At 60.7% G+C, this 15,715-nt stretch carries 14 protein-coding genes and 1 pseudogene; 3 read left to right on the forward strand and 12 right to left on the reverse strand.

Going from position 1 to position 15,715, the window contains the following annotated elements:
* Positions 1 to 302 precede the first annotated feature (302 nt).
* Positions 303 to 1,496: a hypothetical protein gene (locus KHP07_RS25340; RefSeq protein ID WP_214498225.1), complete on the forward strand. Its 1,194-nt coding sequence runs from the start codon at positions 303 to 305 to the stop codon at positions 1,494 to 1,496.
* Here KHP07_RS25340 and KHP07_RS25345 read toward each other — a convergent pair.
* The 5 genes from KHP07_RS25345 to KHP07_RS25365 all read right to left on the reverse strand — a co-directional run bounded on the left by KHP07_RS25345 (position 1,477) and on the right by KHP07_RS25365 (position 9,039).
* Positions 1,477 to 3,099 carry a dipeptide ABC transporter ATP-binding protein gene (locus KHP07_RS25345; protein ID WP_100490722.1) on the reverse strand — a complete coding sequence of 541 codons (1,623 nt, stop codon included), beginning with the start codon at positions 3,097 to 3,099 and terminating at the stop codon, positions 1,477 to 1,479. The two genes, KHP07_RS25340 and KHP07_RS25345, sit on opposite strands and share 20 nt — an antisense overlap.
* The gene (locus KHP07_RS25350; protein WP_214498226.1) at positions 3,096 to 3,995 is read right to left on the reverse strand and encodes an ABC transporter permease; all 900 of its coding nucleotides are present in this window, start codon (positions 3,993 to 3,995) and stop codon (positions 3,096 to 3,098) included. Before KHP07_RS25350 ends, KHP07_RS25345 begins: the two co-directional genes overlap by 4 nt.
* Positions 3,996 to 3,998: 3 nt before the next feature.
* Positions 3,999 to 4,949: an ABC transporter permease gene (locus KHP07_RS25355; RefSeq protein ID WP_078048391.1), complete on the reverse strand. Its 951-nt coding sequence runs from the start codon at positions 4,947 to 4,949 to the stop codon at positions 3,999 to 4,001.
* Complete coding sequence (locus tag KHP07_RS25360) at positions 4,946 to 6,556, reverse strand: ABC transporter substrate-binding protein (RefSeq protein WP_214498265.1); 1,611 nt, start codon at positions 6,554 to 6,556, stop codon at positions 4,946 to 4,948. The genes KHP07_RS25355 and KHP07_RS25360 overlap by 4 nt, the downstream gene beginning before the upstream one ends.
* 62 nt (positions 6,557 to 6,618) lie before the next feature.
* Positions 6,619 to 9,039 (reverse strand): TonB-dependent receptor plug domain-containing protein, encoded by a 2,421-nt coding sequence (locus KHP07_RS25365; RefSeq protein WP_214498227.1) that lies wholly within the window; start codon positions 9,037 to 9,039, stop codon positions 6,619 to 6,621.
* Positions 9,040 to 9,345: 306 nt separating this feature from the next.
* On the opposite strand from KHP07_RS25365, the gene KHP07_RS25370 reads away from it, so the two are divergent.
* A complete protein-coding gene (locus tag KHP07_RS25370; protein WP_214498228.1) occupies positions 9,346 to 9,792 on the forward strand; it encodes a GNAT family N-acetyltransferase in 447 nt (148 codons plus the stop codon).
* An 81-nt stretch (positions 9,793 to 9,873) separates the two neighbouring features.
* Here KHP07_RS25370 and KHP07_RS25375 read toward each other — a convergent pair whose 3' ends face one another.
* Positions 9,874 to 10,248 (reverse strand): hypothetical protein, encoded by a 375-nt coding sequence (locus KHP07_RS25375; RefSeq protein ID WP_250883724.1) that lies wholly within the window; start codon positions 10,246 to 10,248, stop codon positions 9,874 to 9,876.
* 40 nt (positions 10,249 to 10,288) lie between these two features.
* Complete coding sequence (locus KHP07_RS25380; protein WP_214498229.1) at positions 10,289 to 10,840, reverse strand: GNAT family N-acetyltransferase; 552 nt, start codon at positions 10,838 to 10,840, stop codon at positions 10,289 to 10,291.
* Between the two features lie 162 nt (positions 10,841 to 11,002).
* Between KHP07_RS25380 and KHP07_RS25385 the strand changes: the two are divergent.
* Positions 11,003 to 11,209: pseudogene (locus tag KHP07_RS25385) on the forward strand (zinc-binding dehydrogenase); the annotation flags it as partial.
* 33 nt (positions 11,210 to 11,242) lie between these two features.
* Here KHP07_RS25385 and KHP07_RS25390 read toward each other — a convergent pair.
* The 5 genes from KHP07_RS25390 to KHP07_RS25410 form a co-directional block, all read right to left on the reverse strand.
* Positions 11,243 to 11,998 carry a bestrophin-like domain gene (locus tag KHP07_RS25390; protein WP_214498230.1) on the reverse strand — a complete coding sequence of 252 codons (756 nt, stop codon included), beginning with the start codon at positions 11,996 to 11,998 and terminating at the stop codon, positions 11,243 to 11,245.
* Positions 11,999 to 12,063: 65 nt separating this feature from the next.
* Positions 12,064 to 12,957, reverse strand: coding sequence for a LysR family transcriptional regulator (locus KHP07_RS25395; RefSeq protein ID WP_214498231.1), 894 nt, complete (start codon positions 12,955 to 12,957; stop codon positions 12,064 to 12,066).
* Between the two features lie 70 nt (positions 12,958 to 13,027).
* A complete protein-coding gene (locus KHP07_RS25400; protein WP_214498232.1) occupies positions 13,028 to 13,516 on the reverse strand; it encodes a (R)-mandelonitrile lyase in 489 nt (162 codons plus the stop codon).
* 49 nt (positions 13,517 to 13,565) lie between these two features.
* The gene (locus KHP07_RS25405) at positions 13,566 to 14,555 is read right to left on the reverse strand and encodes an aldo/keto reductase (protein ID WP_214498233.1); all 990 of its coding nucleotides are present in this window, start codon (positions 14,553 to 14,555) and stop codon (positions 13,566 to 13,568) included.
* An 803-nt stretch (positions 14,556 to 15,358) separates the two neighbouring features.
* Complete coding sequence (locus KHP07_RS25410) at positions 15,359 to 15,715, reverse strand: type II toxin-antitoxin system RelE/ParE family toxin (RefSeq protein WP_122815095.1); 357 nt, start codon at positions 15,713 to 15,715, stop codon at positions 15,359 to 15,361.

The following is a 15,715-nucleotide window of genomic DNA, read 5'->3' on the forward strand; positions in this document are numbered from 1 at the left end:
GGCGTGATGACAAAGGTGTTTTGCGTGGGTGGTAAAGACGCGTCGGCGTCAGGCGTTATTTGAAGCAGCCATGTGCAGAATATCCCTGTAGTGCCCGACGACTTGGGGGATTCTGATGCGCAGCGCTATTAGCGGCAACAGGGCCATGAGGGCTGCGTCACGCATTGAGACTGTCGCCAGCCGCTGGCGCTGCGGCACGTCAGGCCAGCGTTTGCGTCAGGATGCCGTGCCCATACTGTTTGCGGTGAGGTTGTTTGTGGATTAAAACAGCCGCCTGAGAGTGTTCACTTCAAGGAGATCTGATGTCGCCGGCGCCCGCTTCAACGTTCCAGATGTTTTTCCGCAGTGGGTTCAAGCGCCTGCTTGAACACTGGACACCGTTTACGGTGACTGTAATTTTTCTCGGCACGGGCTTCGGCATGCTCAGCCTCTACATCTACACCAAAGCCATCGGGCGCCCGGACATTTTCATGTCCACGCTGGACTCCAAATCGGCGTTGCTGGTGTGGGTACTTGTGGTGACCTTCATGATGACCCTGCAACTGGCAGTGCTGATGGTTTCGGCATGGCTGTACGGAATGTCGGTTTCATTGCTCAACAGCCGCCGCGAGAACACCCGATACATTGCCGGATGGCTTCTGGTGCCACTGGTTGTCGGGTTCACCACGTTTATGACACTGGCTTTTTACTGGAATGAAGAGGTCAGCGCAGGGCAGGCCCTGTCGATTGTTTCGGGCACTACGCTTCTGGCACTGCTGGGGTTGGCTCAAATAAGAGCGGTGCGGGTGCTTATCGCGCGAGGAGCGCCCCGGGACCAACGCAAGTGGGTGTACGTGCCCATCGCCCTGATGCTGCTGATGACGGTCGTTTCCGGAACACTGCCGACGCTGTTGATCCTGGACAGCTACGTCGGCCAGGATGACGAGGCGGCAGTCACATTTGTGGCGATTTTTTCGATTTGCACCTTCGTGCTCAGCCTGATACCGGCACTCTTGTTTTTTGTCGTCCAGGGCAGTCTGTTTCGTCGCATGTCCATGGTAGCGGTGTCAGTGATGATATTTTTCATTCTGTTCCTGCTTTCCGCGCGCGGGCCTATGTCGAGCATCACTTACATCGTCGCGGGCACATTGGAGATCCGCCAGGCTCACGCTGCCCGGTTCATTCTGGAGGACCAGGTGAAATTGGGCGATCTGGATTCGCTGCAATGGCAGACACGCCTGCGCGATGATGCAAGGGTGCAGGTTAGCGCGTACCAGCTGTTCGCGTTCGGCGACCTATTGTTGATTTGTCCAATGGCTATCCATACCGCCAAACTTCACCAACTGCCGTCCTATACCAAACTCTGCCTGTTCACCCGCGCCAGCCGGATACAGCGCATGCCCCCGCAGATGAACCTTCATGCACCGCCGACGGCAAAATCGATCTGGACCAGGCAAGCTGCTCGACTCGTGGGCTGGGAGCAGCTTAGACGAGAGATCACGCCGCCGTCGCCGTAACTTGCCGACCCGGTATGGCTGCAATCAATTCCCGCGTGTAATCACTCGCCGGCTGATTGAATATCCGCTCGACCGAGCCTTGTTCAATCACCCGGCCATTGCGCAGCACCAGCACTTCATGGGCGAAGTTGGCCACCACCGACAGGTCGTGGGACACCAGCACATAGGCAATGCCCATCTCCCGTTGCAGCTCTTCCAAAAGATCAAGAATGTGCGCCTGCACCGACACATCCAGCGCGCTGACTGGCTCGTCCAGCAGCAACAGGTCCGGTTTCAACGCCAGTGCCCTGGCGATGGCGACGCGTTGGCACTGGCCGCCGGACAATTCGCGCGGCAGCCGGTCCAGGTAGCTGACCGGGAGGTGGACACGACTGATCAACTCGCGTGCCGCCTGTTCCAGGGCCGGGCCCTTGAGCACACCGAATGACACCAGCGGCTCGACAATGCTGTCGAACACGGTAAAGCGTGGGTCGAGGGCGGCAAACGGGTTTTGCTGCACCAGTTGCAGGCGCTGGCGCAGCGGGCGGAAGTCGCGCCAGCTCAGGTCGGTGACGTCCCGTTGCTCGAACCAGACCCGACCCTGTGTGGGTTTTTCCAGGCCGAGGGCGATACGCAGCGCGGTGCTCTTGCCCGATCCGGACTCGCCCACGATGGCCAGGGTCTGGCCGGGAAAGACCTGCAGGTTGAGGTCTTCGAGGGCAACGAACGTCGAATCCTCCCCCTTGACCTTGGGCAGCGCAAACGTCTTGCCCACATTGTGCAGGCTCAGTATCGGTTGTTGCGCCGGGTCAATGCGCACCAAGGGCTCACGGCGCTTGGCAAACGCGGGCGCGGCGGCAATCAGCGCGCGGGTGTAGTCGTGTTGCGGCGCGCTGAGGATCTGGCGTGGCGGCCCCTGCTCGACAAGTTCGCCTTGCTGCATCACCAGGATCCGATCGGCGCGGTCGGCAGCCACGCCCAGGTCATGGGTGATGATCAACAGCGAAATCCCACGCTCACTGACCAGGCGTTGCAAGTGGTCGAGAATCTTGCGCTGCACCGTCACGTCGAGGGCACTGGTGGGTTCGTCGGCGATGATCAAGCGTGGGTTGCCGGCCAGGGCAATGGCGATCAGCACGCGCTGGCGCATGCCGCCGGAGAGTTCATGGGGGTACTGGCGTGCGCGCAGCAGAGGCTTGTCGATGCCCACCTGTTGCAGCAGTTCGACAATGTCGGCATCCACGGCGGGGTAGCGTTTGCCCTTGGCCAGGATCAGCGCCTCGGCAATCTGCTGGCCGATGCGCAGGGTCGGGTTGAGGCTGACCATCGGGTCCTGGGGCACCAGGCCCACTGTGCGGCCGCGCAGGCTGCGTTTCTGGCGCTCGTTGGCGTGGGTGAGGTCGTTGCCGTCCACCCAGAGTTGGCCGGTGCTGATCTGCGCATTGTCTGGCAGCAGGCCGAGGATGGCATTGGCCAGGGTCGACTTGCCCGAGCCGGATTCGCCGACAATCGCCACCGTCTCGCCTTGGGCGATAGCGAACGACAGCGTGCGCACCGCTTGATTGACGTGCCCGCCGGAGCGGTAGCTGACACTGAGTTGGCGAACATCCACTAAAGCGTTCATCGCTGGATCTCCTCGAAGGTGCGGGCGATATGGTTGAGGCTGAACACCACGGCCACCAGGAACAGGCCGGGCAGCAGCGACACCCACGGTGCAGTGATCAGAAAGTGCCGTCCGTTGGCGATCAAGGTGCCCCATTCGGCTGCCGGTGGCGCGGCGCCAAACCCCAGGAAACTCAGACCCGCAGTCGCCAGGATGGCCGCGCCAAAGTCCAGGGTCGCGAGCACCGCCACTGGCCCCCAGGCGTTGGGCAGGATGTGCCGCAGCAAGGTGCGGCCCCAGCTTGCACCGCCCAGGCGCGCGGCCTCGACGTAGGGCAATGTCTTGACCCGCAGCACTTCGGCGCGGGTGGTGCGCGCAAACCCTGGAATGATGCCGATGCCCACGGCGATAGCCACCGGCACGGTGCCGAAGCCGATCGCCGTCACGATGGCCAGGGCCAGCAGCAGGCCGGGCAGGGCGAGCAACACATCGACAAAACGCATGATCACCGCATCAATGCGCCCACCGGCGAAGCCCGACAGGATGCCCAGGCCCAGGCCGCCGAGCAGGGCGATGCCCACGGCGAGAAACGCCGCCAGCACCGAAAGGCTGGAGCCGAACACCACGCGGGTGTACAGGTCGCGCCCCAGCTCATCGGTGCCGAACCAATGACTCAGGTTGGGCGCGCGGAGCTTGTCGATGGGGGACGTGGCGTAGGGGTCGAAGCCGCTCAACAGGTGCGGGGCCACGGCGGCCACCAGCGCGAATACCACCACCAGCAGCGCCAGGCTGAAACCGGGCCTGCGCAGCAGCGGCAACACCACCGCCGTGGTGCGTTGCAGGCGGCTGCGGCGGCGCCACAGCGCCGGGCTGGCCGGGAGGGTGCTGCGGCCCAGGTTCTGCTCAAGGATCGTCATGGTCTAGGACACCTTTGGCGTGTGAGAGATACGCGGGTCGAGCCACGGATAGAGCAGGTCGACAAGCAGGTTCACCAGTACAAATGCCGCTGCCGACACCGCGACGATTGCCAGCACCACCGGTATGTCCTGGCGCAATACCGCTTCCTGGGCCAGGCGGCCAATGCCGGAGCGGGCAAAGATGGTCTCCACCAACACCGCGCCCGACACCGTATTGCCCACCTGCAAGCCGATCAGGGTGAGGATCGGCAGTGCGGCATTCTTGAACGCATGCCGTGCCTGCACCTGGCCACGGCTCAGGCCCTTGGCGTAGGCCGTGGCGATGTAGGACTCTCTCCACACCCCCTGGAAACTGCGTTGCAGCACTTGGGCGTACACCGCCGCACTGGGTATTGCCAGGGTGATGGCCGGCAGCACCAGGCTTTCGAAACCCCGGCTGCCAGTGGCGGGAAACCAGCCCAGCCCAAACGCAAACACCTGGATCAGCAACAATCCCATCCAGAACACCGGCACCGAAAACCCCAGCGACGGCAGGCGCGCCAAGGCCTGCTTCAACGGCTGCCAGCGGATATAGGCCGTCAGGTAGGCCAGGCCGATCCCGCCCAGCAGCGACAGCACGATGGCCAGGCCGGCCAGGGACAAGGTCTGCGGCAGGCGTTCGGCGAGCAGCTCGGCGACCGGGCGATTGAGCGAGAGTGACTGGCCGAAGTCACCGTGCAGTGCGCCGAGCAGCAGGTCGAAATACTGTTCGAACAGGCCCTTGTCCAGCCCGTAGAAAGCCCGGGCCTTGGCCAGGTCTTCCACCGACAGCGAGTCGGCTTCCATGCCCGACGCACTGAGCATGATCGACAAGGTGTCACCCGGTAGCAGATAGAGAATGAAATACGTGATGCTGTACGCCCCCCACAGCACCAACAGGGCTTGGCCAACGCGACCGATCAAGTAACGGCTCATGGCGTGCCGATCTCGATATCACCCAGCAGCGCGAAGCCCTCGGCGGTCCAGCGGAAGTTCTTCACCTTCGGCGACGTCGCCGCCTGCCACACGCGCTCGTACACCGGGAAGGCAGAGCTTTCATCGATCAGCAGGTCCTGCAAGTCACCATAGGCCGCTGCGCGTTGTTGGCCTTGGGTCGCGGTGATACCGGCATCGAACAAGCCCTTGGCTTTTTCCAACACCGCCGGTTCGTAGGTGTTGGTGGCCACCGTTGAGCTGTTGGCGCTGCGCGGATCGAGGATGGTCTGCAGGATGATCGGGTCGGCGCGGGTCATGTAGTTGATGGTCAGGTCGTAATTGCCGGCAGAGTTGTTGGCGACCCATTCGGCGCGAGTGACCACGCTGAGTTTCAATTCGATACCGACCTTGCGCAGTTGGTCCTGGATCAACACGTCGCCAGCGGTCTCGGCGGGGCTGATGTTGTAGCTGAGGGTCAGGCGCTTGCCGTTTTTTTGCCGGTAACCGTCCGTGCCCTTGGCCCAGCCGGCTTGGTCCAGCAAGCGTTCAGCGCCCGCAGGGTCATAGGCGAGCTTGTTGCCCTGGCTTTTGAAGTAAGGCGTGGTCACATCGAAGATACCGTCCACCACCGGAAACTCGGCGTTGTAGACGGTGCTCGCGTAGCTCTTGCGGTCGAGGGACTTCTGCACCGCCAGGCGTACGTGCTGGTCAGCGAGGATGCGCTCGCCACGGGTGTTGGGGTACAGGTTGAGCGCAGGCCCTGGCAGCGAGCGGCTCTGGATGGTCGCACCCTTGGACTGGAACAGTTTCAGGTCGACTTCCGAGAACGGGTTGCGTGGCCACAGGATGTCGGCCTTGCCTTGCAGGAACAGGCCGTTGCGCACGCTTTCTTCGGGGATGTAGCTGATGTCCACCGCGTCCAGGTGCGCTTCCCCCTGGTTTTTCATATTGGCCGAGGCCCAGGCGTAGCCCTTGCGCTTGGTCAAGTGCGCACCGACTTCCGGCGTGTAGCTGGCCAATACAAAAGGCCCGGTGCCGATGATTTTGCCCAGGGAGCGCTCCTTCATCGTCAGTGCGTAGGAGGCGGGGGCGAGGATCGCCAGGTTGGTCGTCGACGTGGCTTGCAGGAAGCCGGCGTTGGGCTTGGACAGCACCAGCTTGACGGTGAAATCGTCTACCACCTCGGCGTGGTCGAAGCCCGCCAGGTAGGTGGCGCCAAAGGTCGCTGGCAGCTCAGTGGCCAGTGCCTTGTCACTATCGAAGGCGGTTTTCACCGCCTTGGCATCGAAGCGTTCGCCGTTGCTGAAGGTGACGTTATCGCGCAGGTGGAAGGTGTAGGTCAGCGCGTCATCACTGACCTCCCAGCTTTTGGCCAGCCAGGGAATAATCTTGCCGGTCTCCGGGTCCTGGTCGGTCAGGGATTCGGCGACATTGCGCAGCAGCACCCGGTGTTCCAGCCAATAGACCTGGAACGGGTCGACACTGACCAGGGTGGTGTTGTCGCCAAAGAACGCGATGTTCAGAGTCTTGCCGGCCTGGGTGTCATTCCCGGGCGAGCAAGCGGCGAGGCTCAGCGCCAAGGCGCAAGGGGCCAGCAGACGGCTCATCAAGTTGGAGGTATTCAATGGGGTGCCCTCATGTGGCGTTGCGGGTGCATGCAAGGTGTGGATCAGAAGTCGTACGCCAGCTTGGTGTACCAATAGCCGCCGCCTGGGTAGAACGGTGGGTTGCCGTAGGCCGCCAGGCCGAGGTTGCTGTACACGGCATGTTTGTCGGGGCGTACGTCGAAAATGTTGGTGCCGCCGATGCTGACGGTGAGGCTGTCGACGAAGGTGTAACTGACGTCCAGGTCGGTGATCCATTTGGCACCGAAGCTACGGTCGCCTGTAGGGTTGACGGCCAGGGTCTTCACCGCGCCGTAACGGGCGGTCTGCAGGTTGACGGCCAGGTCCTGGACCTTCCAGTTGGCGCCCAGGATCCATTTGGTCTTGGGTGATGCGTCGGTCAGGTCGCCTTCACGGTCGCGGCCCACCAGGGTCACGCCCGAACCCGCCAGCGCACTCGGCGTGTCGCGGGTGCCTTCGATGGTGGTCTTGTTCCAGTTGAAGCCCAGGCTCCAGCGCACATCGCCCCAGGTATCCAGCGGTGTGGTGTGGTCGGCCACCACATCCAGGCCCTTGGTGCGCGTGTCGAAGGCGTTGGTGTAATAGTTGACCCAGGTACCCGTGGGCACGCCCTGGGCGGCGAGAATGGCGTTGATTGCGCCATTGCCACGGTCATAGATATTGCTGGTCAGGGCAATGCGGTCATCGATGTCGATCAAATAGGCATCGGCGGTGATGCTGGTGCGTGGCGCCGGTTGCCAGGTCAGGCCCAGCCCGAGGTTGCGGGATTTCTCCGGCTTGAGGTCATCGCCGCCAAGGGCCTTGGCCAGGTTGCTGCCCGACGGCGTCAGGCGCGTCACGGCCGGCACCACATTGCCGTTCACATCGGTCGCCACCCGGTTGTCGGCCACGGTGTAGCCGATCTGGGTCAGGGAGGGCGCCCGGAAGCCTGTGCCGACGGTGCCGCGCACGGCCACAGTGTCGGTCAGTTCGTAGCGTGAGTTCACTTTGAGGCCGAAGGTATTACCCGAGTCATCGTCGTAATGCTCGACCCGGCCAGCCACGTCGAGGAACCAACGGTCGGTCAGGTCGAAGCCCAGGTCGAGGTAACCCGCGTAGTTGTTACGGATCAGGCTCACTTCATCTTCGGGGCGAATTGTCACGGCAGCCTGCGCGCCGGAAGCGGCGGGGTAGGTGCCAGTGACATACGCCTCTGGGTCGCCGGCGAACGTACTGAAGTGCTCCCAGCGATGCTCCAGGCCGGCCGATACCTGCACTGGCGGCGTCAGGTTGAACAGGCTGTCGTAGCGGCGGGTGAAGTCCAGGTTGTTGACCCACTGCTCGAACCGGAAGGTCGCCAGGTTGTCGAATTTGGTCGGTGAAGCGGTGCCCAGCGACGGGTTGATATTGAGGTCGCTGGAGTGGTGCACGTTGTTGCGCCCGTAGGTGGTGCTCAGGTCCCAGTTCCAGTCGGCCACCAAACCCTTGCCGCCGAACAGGAACTGGTAGTCACGGTCCTTGATGTTGTTGAGCGGGAAGTAACCGTCGGGAAACACCTCCGGCACTGCCGCCGTGCCGGTGGGCAAGCGGAAGTAGTTGGCGGCCTCGGCGTCCCGCTCGCCATAGGTAGAGAAGGAGTACAGCGTCAAGTCTTCCAGGGGCAGTTCGGCGTTGTAGGCCAGGTTGAAGGCCTTGAGGTCAGGGTCGCCATTCTTGATCGCCACTCGGTCCCAGGCCGCTTGTTTGGCCGGGTCGGCGAAAGCGCGCACGGTGCTGTCGGCCTTGTCGTTCCACGAGGCACTGCCGCGTTTGCGCGCATCGGCCGAAAAGTGGAAGAAGCCGCCTTGGCCGAGTTCAAAACCCTGGTCACCCGCCACCTTGATGGTTTCGCCCTGGCCGGAATACAGCTGGCCGTAGCTGGTTTCCAGGTGGCCGCCACTCTTGGTGTTCTTGAGAATAATGTTGATCACACCCGCCACCGCGTCCGAACCGTACTGTGCGGCAGCGCTGTCTTTGAGCACCTCGATATGGTCCACGGCACTCACCGGAATCAGGTCGATGTCGACCGCGTTTGCGCCGCTGTTATCGATGGAACCGCGCTGGCCGGTGGCGCCGTTATGCCGGCGTTTACCGTTGACCAACACCAGGGTGTAGGCCGGCCCCAGGCTGCGGTTGCTCAGCGGGCGGGTCACCGAGTTATAGCCGGCGATGTTGGTGCCGAAGTTGAACGAGGGCAGTAGCTTGGCAATCGCCTCGGACAACTCGGCGCGGCCGGTCTTGAGCAACTGGTCGCTGTTGATCACATCGATTGGCGCCGGACTGTCCGCCACGGTGCGCTGCTGGCCCCGCAGGCCGGTGGAAATCACCGTGACGGTGTCGAGCTTGGCGTCTTCGGCAAAAGAGGGCGCAGCAGTCAGGAGCAGGGAGCCGGTCAGGAGTGAAAGAGGTAATTTCTTGAAGTGCGTGGGGAAGGCGATGTCTGGCATGGAGGTAACCTGGAGGGTGTGGGTGCGTCCTCCGCCAGGTATGGGGTCGGTCTGTGAAATGAAGATATATCTATAAAAAACCTTGTGGAAAGTCTTTTTTGGAATAAGCTAATTATTAAACATTGTTATGTTGTTAAAAAATAAGATCATCTATTTTTATTTAGTGGCTGTGTCAGTTCTGTACTCTCAGCAGCGGCCAAATCCGGCGCCCTAATGCAGTAGCTGCACTGCCACTTGCCGCTTATAGTCTGCACCCGATGCATCCTCGATAAGCCAAACGGATTCACACCGAATCAAGGACGACGAATGAAACGAATCGAGATTCAACAGATTACGCACCTGCCGGCAGAAGTTTTTACGTTGGAGAAAGAGGCAGTTGCAGAAGGTTTCAGGTTTCTCACGCGCCTGATTTCGGAGTGGCAGTCTGGAACGAATCGCTTCAACGCGCCCGGTGAATGTCTCATGGCAGCGTATTCGAACCAGCGAGTGATAGGTATCGGAGGGCTATCAGTGGATCCCTATACTCAGCCCGATACCGCAAGGCTACGGCGCGTGTACGTGGCACCTGCGGCAAGGAATCAACACGTCGGTCAGGCGCTGGTAAAAGCGTTGGTTGCGCAGGCCACGCTTCACTTTCAGACGGTGCGTCTTTCCACCGATACGTCAGGAGGCGACGCGTTTTACCTGCGCTGCGGCTTCACTCGAACAGAAGATGTCCATGCCACCCACATAATCGAGCTGGCCAACGCCTGACTGGGCAGCTTTCGGCTATTGGCGAATTTTGGCGCCCACACCGGCCAGTTCAGCTGCGATGTCGGCATGCCAGTGCGGGCGCTATGAAGCAGGTTTGGCGTCAGGCACCCACAAGGTGCAGGATGTTGCGGCCTGGGCGATCAGCCAATCGTGATCGCGCTTCGACAAGGGCCGAGGCATCCCGGCAGAGACTCGAAGTGCCATTTTGTGCGCTCCCGCAACTTCGTTTTCACTCGGTGTCGCCTCTCCCAGCTTTGTATTGTTCTTGAGCCCGCCAATGGCGCCCTGCAGCGCGAGTGTCTGCTTGAAGGTGTCGGCACTTTCTTCAACGATGGATACCGCGATAAAGGCGGCGTTTGAGCAACGATCCATCTTTTCCCACTGCTTCATCTGCGCCTCTGAGCCGAGGGCGGCTGCCGATGACACCAGGACCATAAAACCAATTAAACAACGCATTGTTTGCCTCCCTTCAAATAATCGCCCATCTTCCGGCATCTCACGCAAATAGACTAGCGCTCTCCCATTGAGCGCGCGTCAGTCCGTAACACTTCGCCAAGGAAGGTGCAGCGGATATTTTCAGTTCGGCGTCATACAAATGCACCGCCCCCAACTTCATCGTGGCCGTTTGCGAGCGAATGTTGGTAGGCGCGATGTGGAAATAGACAATGTCGTAAACCGTGAAGGCATGTTCCAGCATCAACTGCTTAAGTTCGCGGTTGGCATTGCCGCCCCACTTCGCCCGCACCAGAAACGTAAAACCGATGGCTATGCTGTTCGGTAGATCCGGCGGCGTGTAATAGCTTGAGGTGCCGACGATATCCCCCGAGGCACTCTCGATGACCGCGAGCGCCTTCTTCGTGGCAAGTAGAGAGGCGAAGTACGCCTCGAACACCTCGCGTTTATAGCGATCCCGCGCGGGATGACCGCACCAGATGTCCGGGTCAGCCGCTGCCTGGAACATGCCTTCAAAATCACCGTCTGCCAGCGGTTTAAGCCTTAGGGTGCTGCCGTACAGGTCGGGTTGGCAGTCGAAGTCGGGGGAGGGCATGGGTTTCTTTCCGAGTGGCCAAAGGGGTTGGAGCCAGTCTAGAGCGGCAGTTTGATAAAGAAAGATCCAATGTGACGGGTTATTGATGGAGCCATCGCAGTGCGTAAATCCGAAGGGCTGGAGCCCTCAGCTTTGATAGCCAGTCGCTAACCGTCACCGTATTTGATGCCACTCATATTCCGTCAGACGACCCTTCGCGGTATCGCCGTAGCACCGCGCTCATCATTTGACCGAATGTACCTGTTCCTCAACGAACACAAGATCCGCCCCGTGATCGAACAGGTGTACCCATTCGAGCAAGCACGAGAGGCCTACGAGCATCTCGCGAAGGGCGCATTTGGCAAGGTCGTGATCAAAATCGCTGAATAACATTGAGGCGCCAACCGGGCGCCCTTTTTTCGCCTAGAGTTGCATGACGGCGAGCGCCCGGCGCAGGGGCTCGTCGGATATCTGGATAGGGCCGTGGAAGGGCACATCCATGTCCAATACAAGGTAAACAGAAGCCGCGATGAGCAATGACGAGATGATGAACATGCCAATGACCATCGAGTTCCGGGGCGCGCGGTAGCCAAAACTCGCGAAGATGAGTGTCAACCAAGCGACCAGCATCCCGATCAACGGGCTTGGAATCGCGCCTTCCGACTGCTCGACGATCCTCCAGCGTTGCTCGATGAGCGAGTGGTATTGCTGGCGGATATCCTGAAGCATGGTTTCATGGAAGCGATCCGGGGGCTTTATACCGGCCAGTGACTTGCCGATGTCGTCCAGGTATTTAGCTGCCTCACTGTTACGATGCTGCAAGGCTTCGTCACCTCGGTAGGGGGTCTCGATAGCACGCTCAAGATAAGCGACCAGACGGGTCCTTGTTTCTTGTGTGGCTTCTCCGTAGCCGCGCAGCGTCCGGTCAAAAATGATCAGGCTGGTTGCATACCCATGGAAGTTCGCATCAATGGACTCAAAGGTATTCTTGGCGGAATTAATCATCAGGCCGAAGACCAGCGACGTCATCACCACAAAAATATTCGCGACCAGGCGAATCACGGTGTTGGTCTCTTCATCCCTGTGGCGAGCTGGCAGCTTGGGGTACCAATGCATCATGAGCAGCGAGGCCGCAACCAGGCACCCAAAAATGGCGAATGCGATCAAGAGTGAGTTCATGCATTGCGCCCTGATCAATAGGATTCAAGTCTTAGAGAATAGACTGTCGGGTGGACTTAGCCCCTTCATTCCCTATTCCGCAACGCCTCAATCACCACCCTGAACGCAGATGAATGCTCCCGCCGATTAGGATAATAAAGGTGATACCCAGGAAACGGCTGGCACCAATCCTCCAACACGCGCAGCAGCTCGCCGTCAGCCACCGCCTGCAGCACCATATCCTCGGGCAGGAACGCCAGCCCGCAACCCGCGATCGCGGCGCGCAGGATCGGCAGGCTGCTGTTGAAGGTCCATTGGCCTTCAACGCGGGCCTTGAGTTCGTGGCCGTCCTTTTCGAAGTCCCATTGCAAAAGGCTGCCGTGGGTAGGCAGCCGCAGGTTGATGCAGTTGTGCTCGGCAAGGTCGCCTGGAGTTGTGGGCGAGGGACGGTGCTTGAAGTACTCGGGGGAACCGACCACGGCCATGCGCAGTTGAGGGCCGATCGGCACGGCGATCATGTCCTTGGCCACTTGCTCGCCCAGGCGGACGCCGGCATCGTAGCGTTGCGCGACGATGTCGGAGAGGGCGTAGTCAACGGTGATTTCGACATGGATGTCCGGGTAGTCCGGCAGCACCTTCAGCAGTTTGGGCCACAGGATGTTGTTGGCCGCGTGCTCAGAGGCCGAGAGGCGCACGTTGCCGGCCGGGGTGTCGCGAAACTCGCTGACGGCGGCCAGTTCCAGTTCAATTTCCTCGAAGCGCGGCGCCATCGACAGGTACAGGCGCTGGCCGGCCTCGGTGGTCGACACACTGCGTGTGGTGCGTGTCAGCAACCGCACCCCCAGCCGTGCCTCCAGGGCACGCATGGTATGGCTGAGCGCCGATTGCGAGACGCCCAGTTGCGCCGCCGCGCGGGTGAAGCTGCCTTCGCGGGTAATCACCACGAAGGCCTGAAGGTCATTGAAGTTGGCGCGGGACATTGATGAGCGGTTCTCATGAAGGGCGGGACATTGCTGAATGTAAGCATGAGATGCCGGGACGTGCGAGGTTTTATCGTGACTGCACGGCGCCGTCCGCATAGTCCGCGTCTGAGACCTTCTCGGCCCAGGTGACGGCTGTGCCGTTCTCGGCCTCGGCGATAGCGATGTGGGTCATGCTCGACGTCGCAGTCGCGCCGTGCCAATGGCGCACGTGCGGCGGGATCCACACGGTGTCGCCGGGGCGGATTTCCTGGCGCGGGCCGCCCTGTTGCTGCACATAACCGACGCCGGCCGTGACAATCAGCGTCTGCCCCAGTGGATGGGTATGCCAAGCCGTACGCGCGCCCGGCTCGAAGGTCACGGTAGCGCCGCCAACGCGAGCAGGGGGCTCGGCGTTGAACAGACCATCGACATGCACCGTGCCGGTGAAGGTTTGCGCTGCGCCCAGGATCGAGGGCTGGGCACCTGCGCGGTTGACGCGGACTTCATTGGCGGTTTCAGCGCGGGTTTCACCGGACAGCAGTGACAAGGCAATCATGGGGGCAATCAGTTTTTTCATCGCAGGCGTCCCAATTTAAAGGTGAGAGATACAAGGGGAACGGGCGTGCTCAACGACCGACACGCGCCTTCAGCGATTCCGGGTAGCGTTCACCCTCGATATGAATCTGCGACAGCGCTGTTTCGATGGCCTCAAGCTCTGCCTTGGAAAGCGACAGCGACGCGCCGCCGATGTTTTCTTCCAGGCGATGCAGCTTGGTGGTGCCCGGGATCGGGACAATGCACGGCGCCTGGGCGAGCAGCCAGGCCAAGGCCACTTGCGCTGGCGTGGCGTCTTTCTGCGCCGCGATCTCACGGATCAGCACCACGAGCGCCTGGTTGGCCTGCAGGGCCTGTGAGTTGAAGCGCGGCACAATGCTGCGGAAATCATCGCTGCCGAACGATGCGTCTGCCGCGAACGCCCCGGTGAGGAAGCCCTTGCCCAACGGACTGAAAGGCACAAAGCCAATCCCCAGCTCGGCAAGCGTCGGAATGATCTCCAGCTCCGGCTCACGCCACCACAGCGAATACTCACTTTGCAGCGCGGTGACCGGCTGCACCGCATGCGCCCGGCGGATGGTCTGCACGCCGGCTTCCGACAGGCCGAAGTGCTTGACCTTGCCTTCCTCGATCAGCGCTTTCACCGTGCCGGCGACGTCTTCGATCGGCACGTCCGGATCAACCCGGTGCTGATAGAGCAGGTCGATATAGTCCGTGCGCAACCGCCGCAACGAGCCCTCCACCGCGGCGCGGATATGTTCCGGGCGGCTGTTGAGGATCTGTTGTTTGTTGTCGTCGCCAAAGGTGAAACCGAATTTGGTCGCAATCACCACCTGGTCGCGCACGGGGGCCAGTGCTTCGCCCACCACGTGCTCATTCAGGTAAGGGCCGTAGACCTCGGCCGTGTCGAAAAACGTCACGCCCAGATCAACCGCTTTGCGAATCAATGAGATGGCGACACCGGTATCCGTGGCAGGGCCGTAGCCATGGCTGAGCCCCATGCAGCCCAGGCCCAAGGCCGAGACTTCAAGAGAACTGTTGCCGAGTTTGCGCTTTTGCATAGGAGATCCCCCAGTCTGGCGCACCGCGTTGAGCGGGCGCCGGGTGTTCACGAACAGGCTGCACTGGCCGGGACGGGCGCGTGCAGATGTGGTGTGAACACCTTAGGGGAGGTGGGTAGGGGGGACTAGACGGTTAAATCGGGATGGACCTATGAGGAGGATTCATGAGTCGCCGGGGCGCGGATGGTTATTGGGGGGTCTTTGGTTCAGAGGCTGTTCGGATCGCCAAAAAACATTTTGACTGGGCTCTAGGCCGGTAGTTACAGCTTGAAAAAAACGAATTATGCCCCCAGTTATGCCCCCAATTGCGTCGAGTGTTCGAGCGATCGCGAATGGCGATTTCTGACGCGGACCTGGGTGGTCGTGGCTGGCATTCAGTGCACCCCCGTATACTGGATGACCAAACCGAATCGGGCAAATCCTTGATGGTTCGATGATTCGATATCCTTAATCGGAGTTGTCGGGCTGTCCTTCAGCACCTGTCCTGAAATTGGCATCGCCAGATAGTCATGCTCTGCGCGATGTTCCAATGGCGCTGGTCGCCAGAGGGATCGATGCGAGTATCCATCGGAAGTTGGGGCCCAATGCCAGGCGTCTAAATACGCAATCGGCGTTAAAAAAGCGGGGCAAAGTTGAGTATCGTGTTTGTGGTCGTAGACCTCGATAGTGCACTAGGGCCTAAAACCTTGTGCTCCAATTGACCGTTGAGTCGGCTGGCAGCGCGGGGGTTGAGGTTGAGATCTAGAGGGGGCGTCTCACCTTTGTTGTTCCTGGCCAGTCATGTCTGTGTCCTGGATCGCTGATCAGTCATTAGGCAAGTGCAATTGCACGTCCATGGCGTCATGAAGGAGTCGGACGACCTCGATCACCTCTTCATTTGCCACGCGATAGAACACGACGTGGCGTGGGCTTTTGACCGTCCCATGAGGGTGTTTAGCTTGCTGGCGTGAATATACGAGGTGATAGCTGCGAAGGCCCGGTGCAAGCTCATCGCGCTCGTGGCTGCCAATGCGATAAGGCGTGCTGGCAAGAGCTTGCAGCGCCGCGAGGATCAGCGCCTGGTAGCGATGGCGTGCTTGATCGCCGAACTGCGTTTGGGAGAGCCTGAGGATGTCAACAATGTCGGCACGAGCCGCATTGGAAATCCGATACTGCGACAT

This window comes from Pseudomonas sp. VS40, assembly GCF_018587885.1.
Classification (GTDB): domain Bacteria; phylum Pseudomonadota; class Gammaproteobacteria; order Pseudomonadales; family Pseudomonadaceae; genus Aquipseudomonas; species Aquipseudomonas pergaminensis.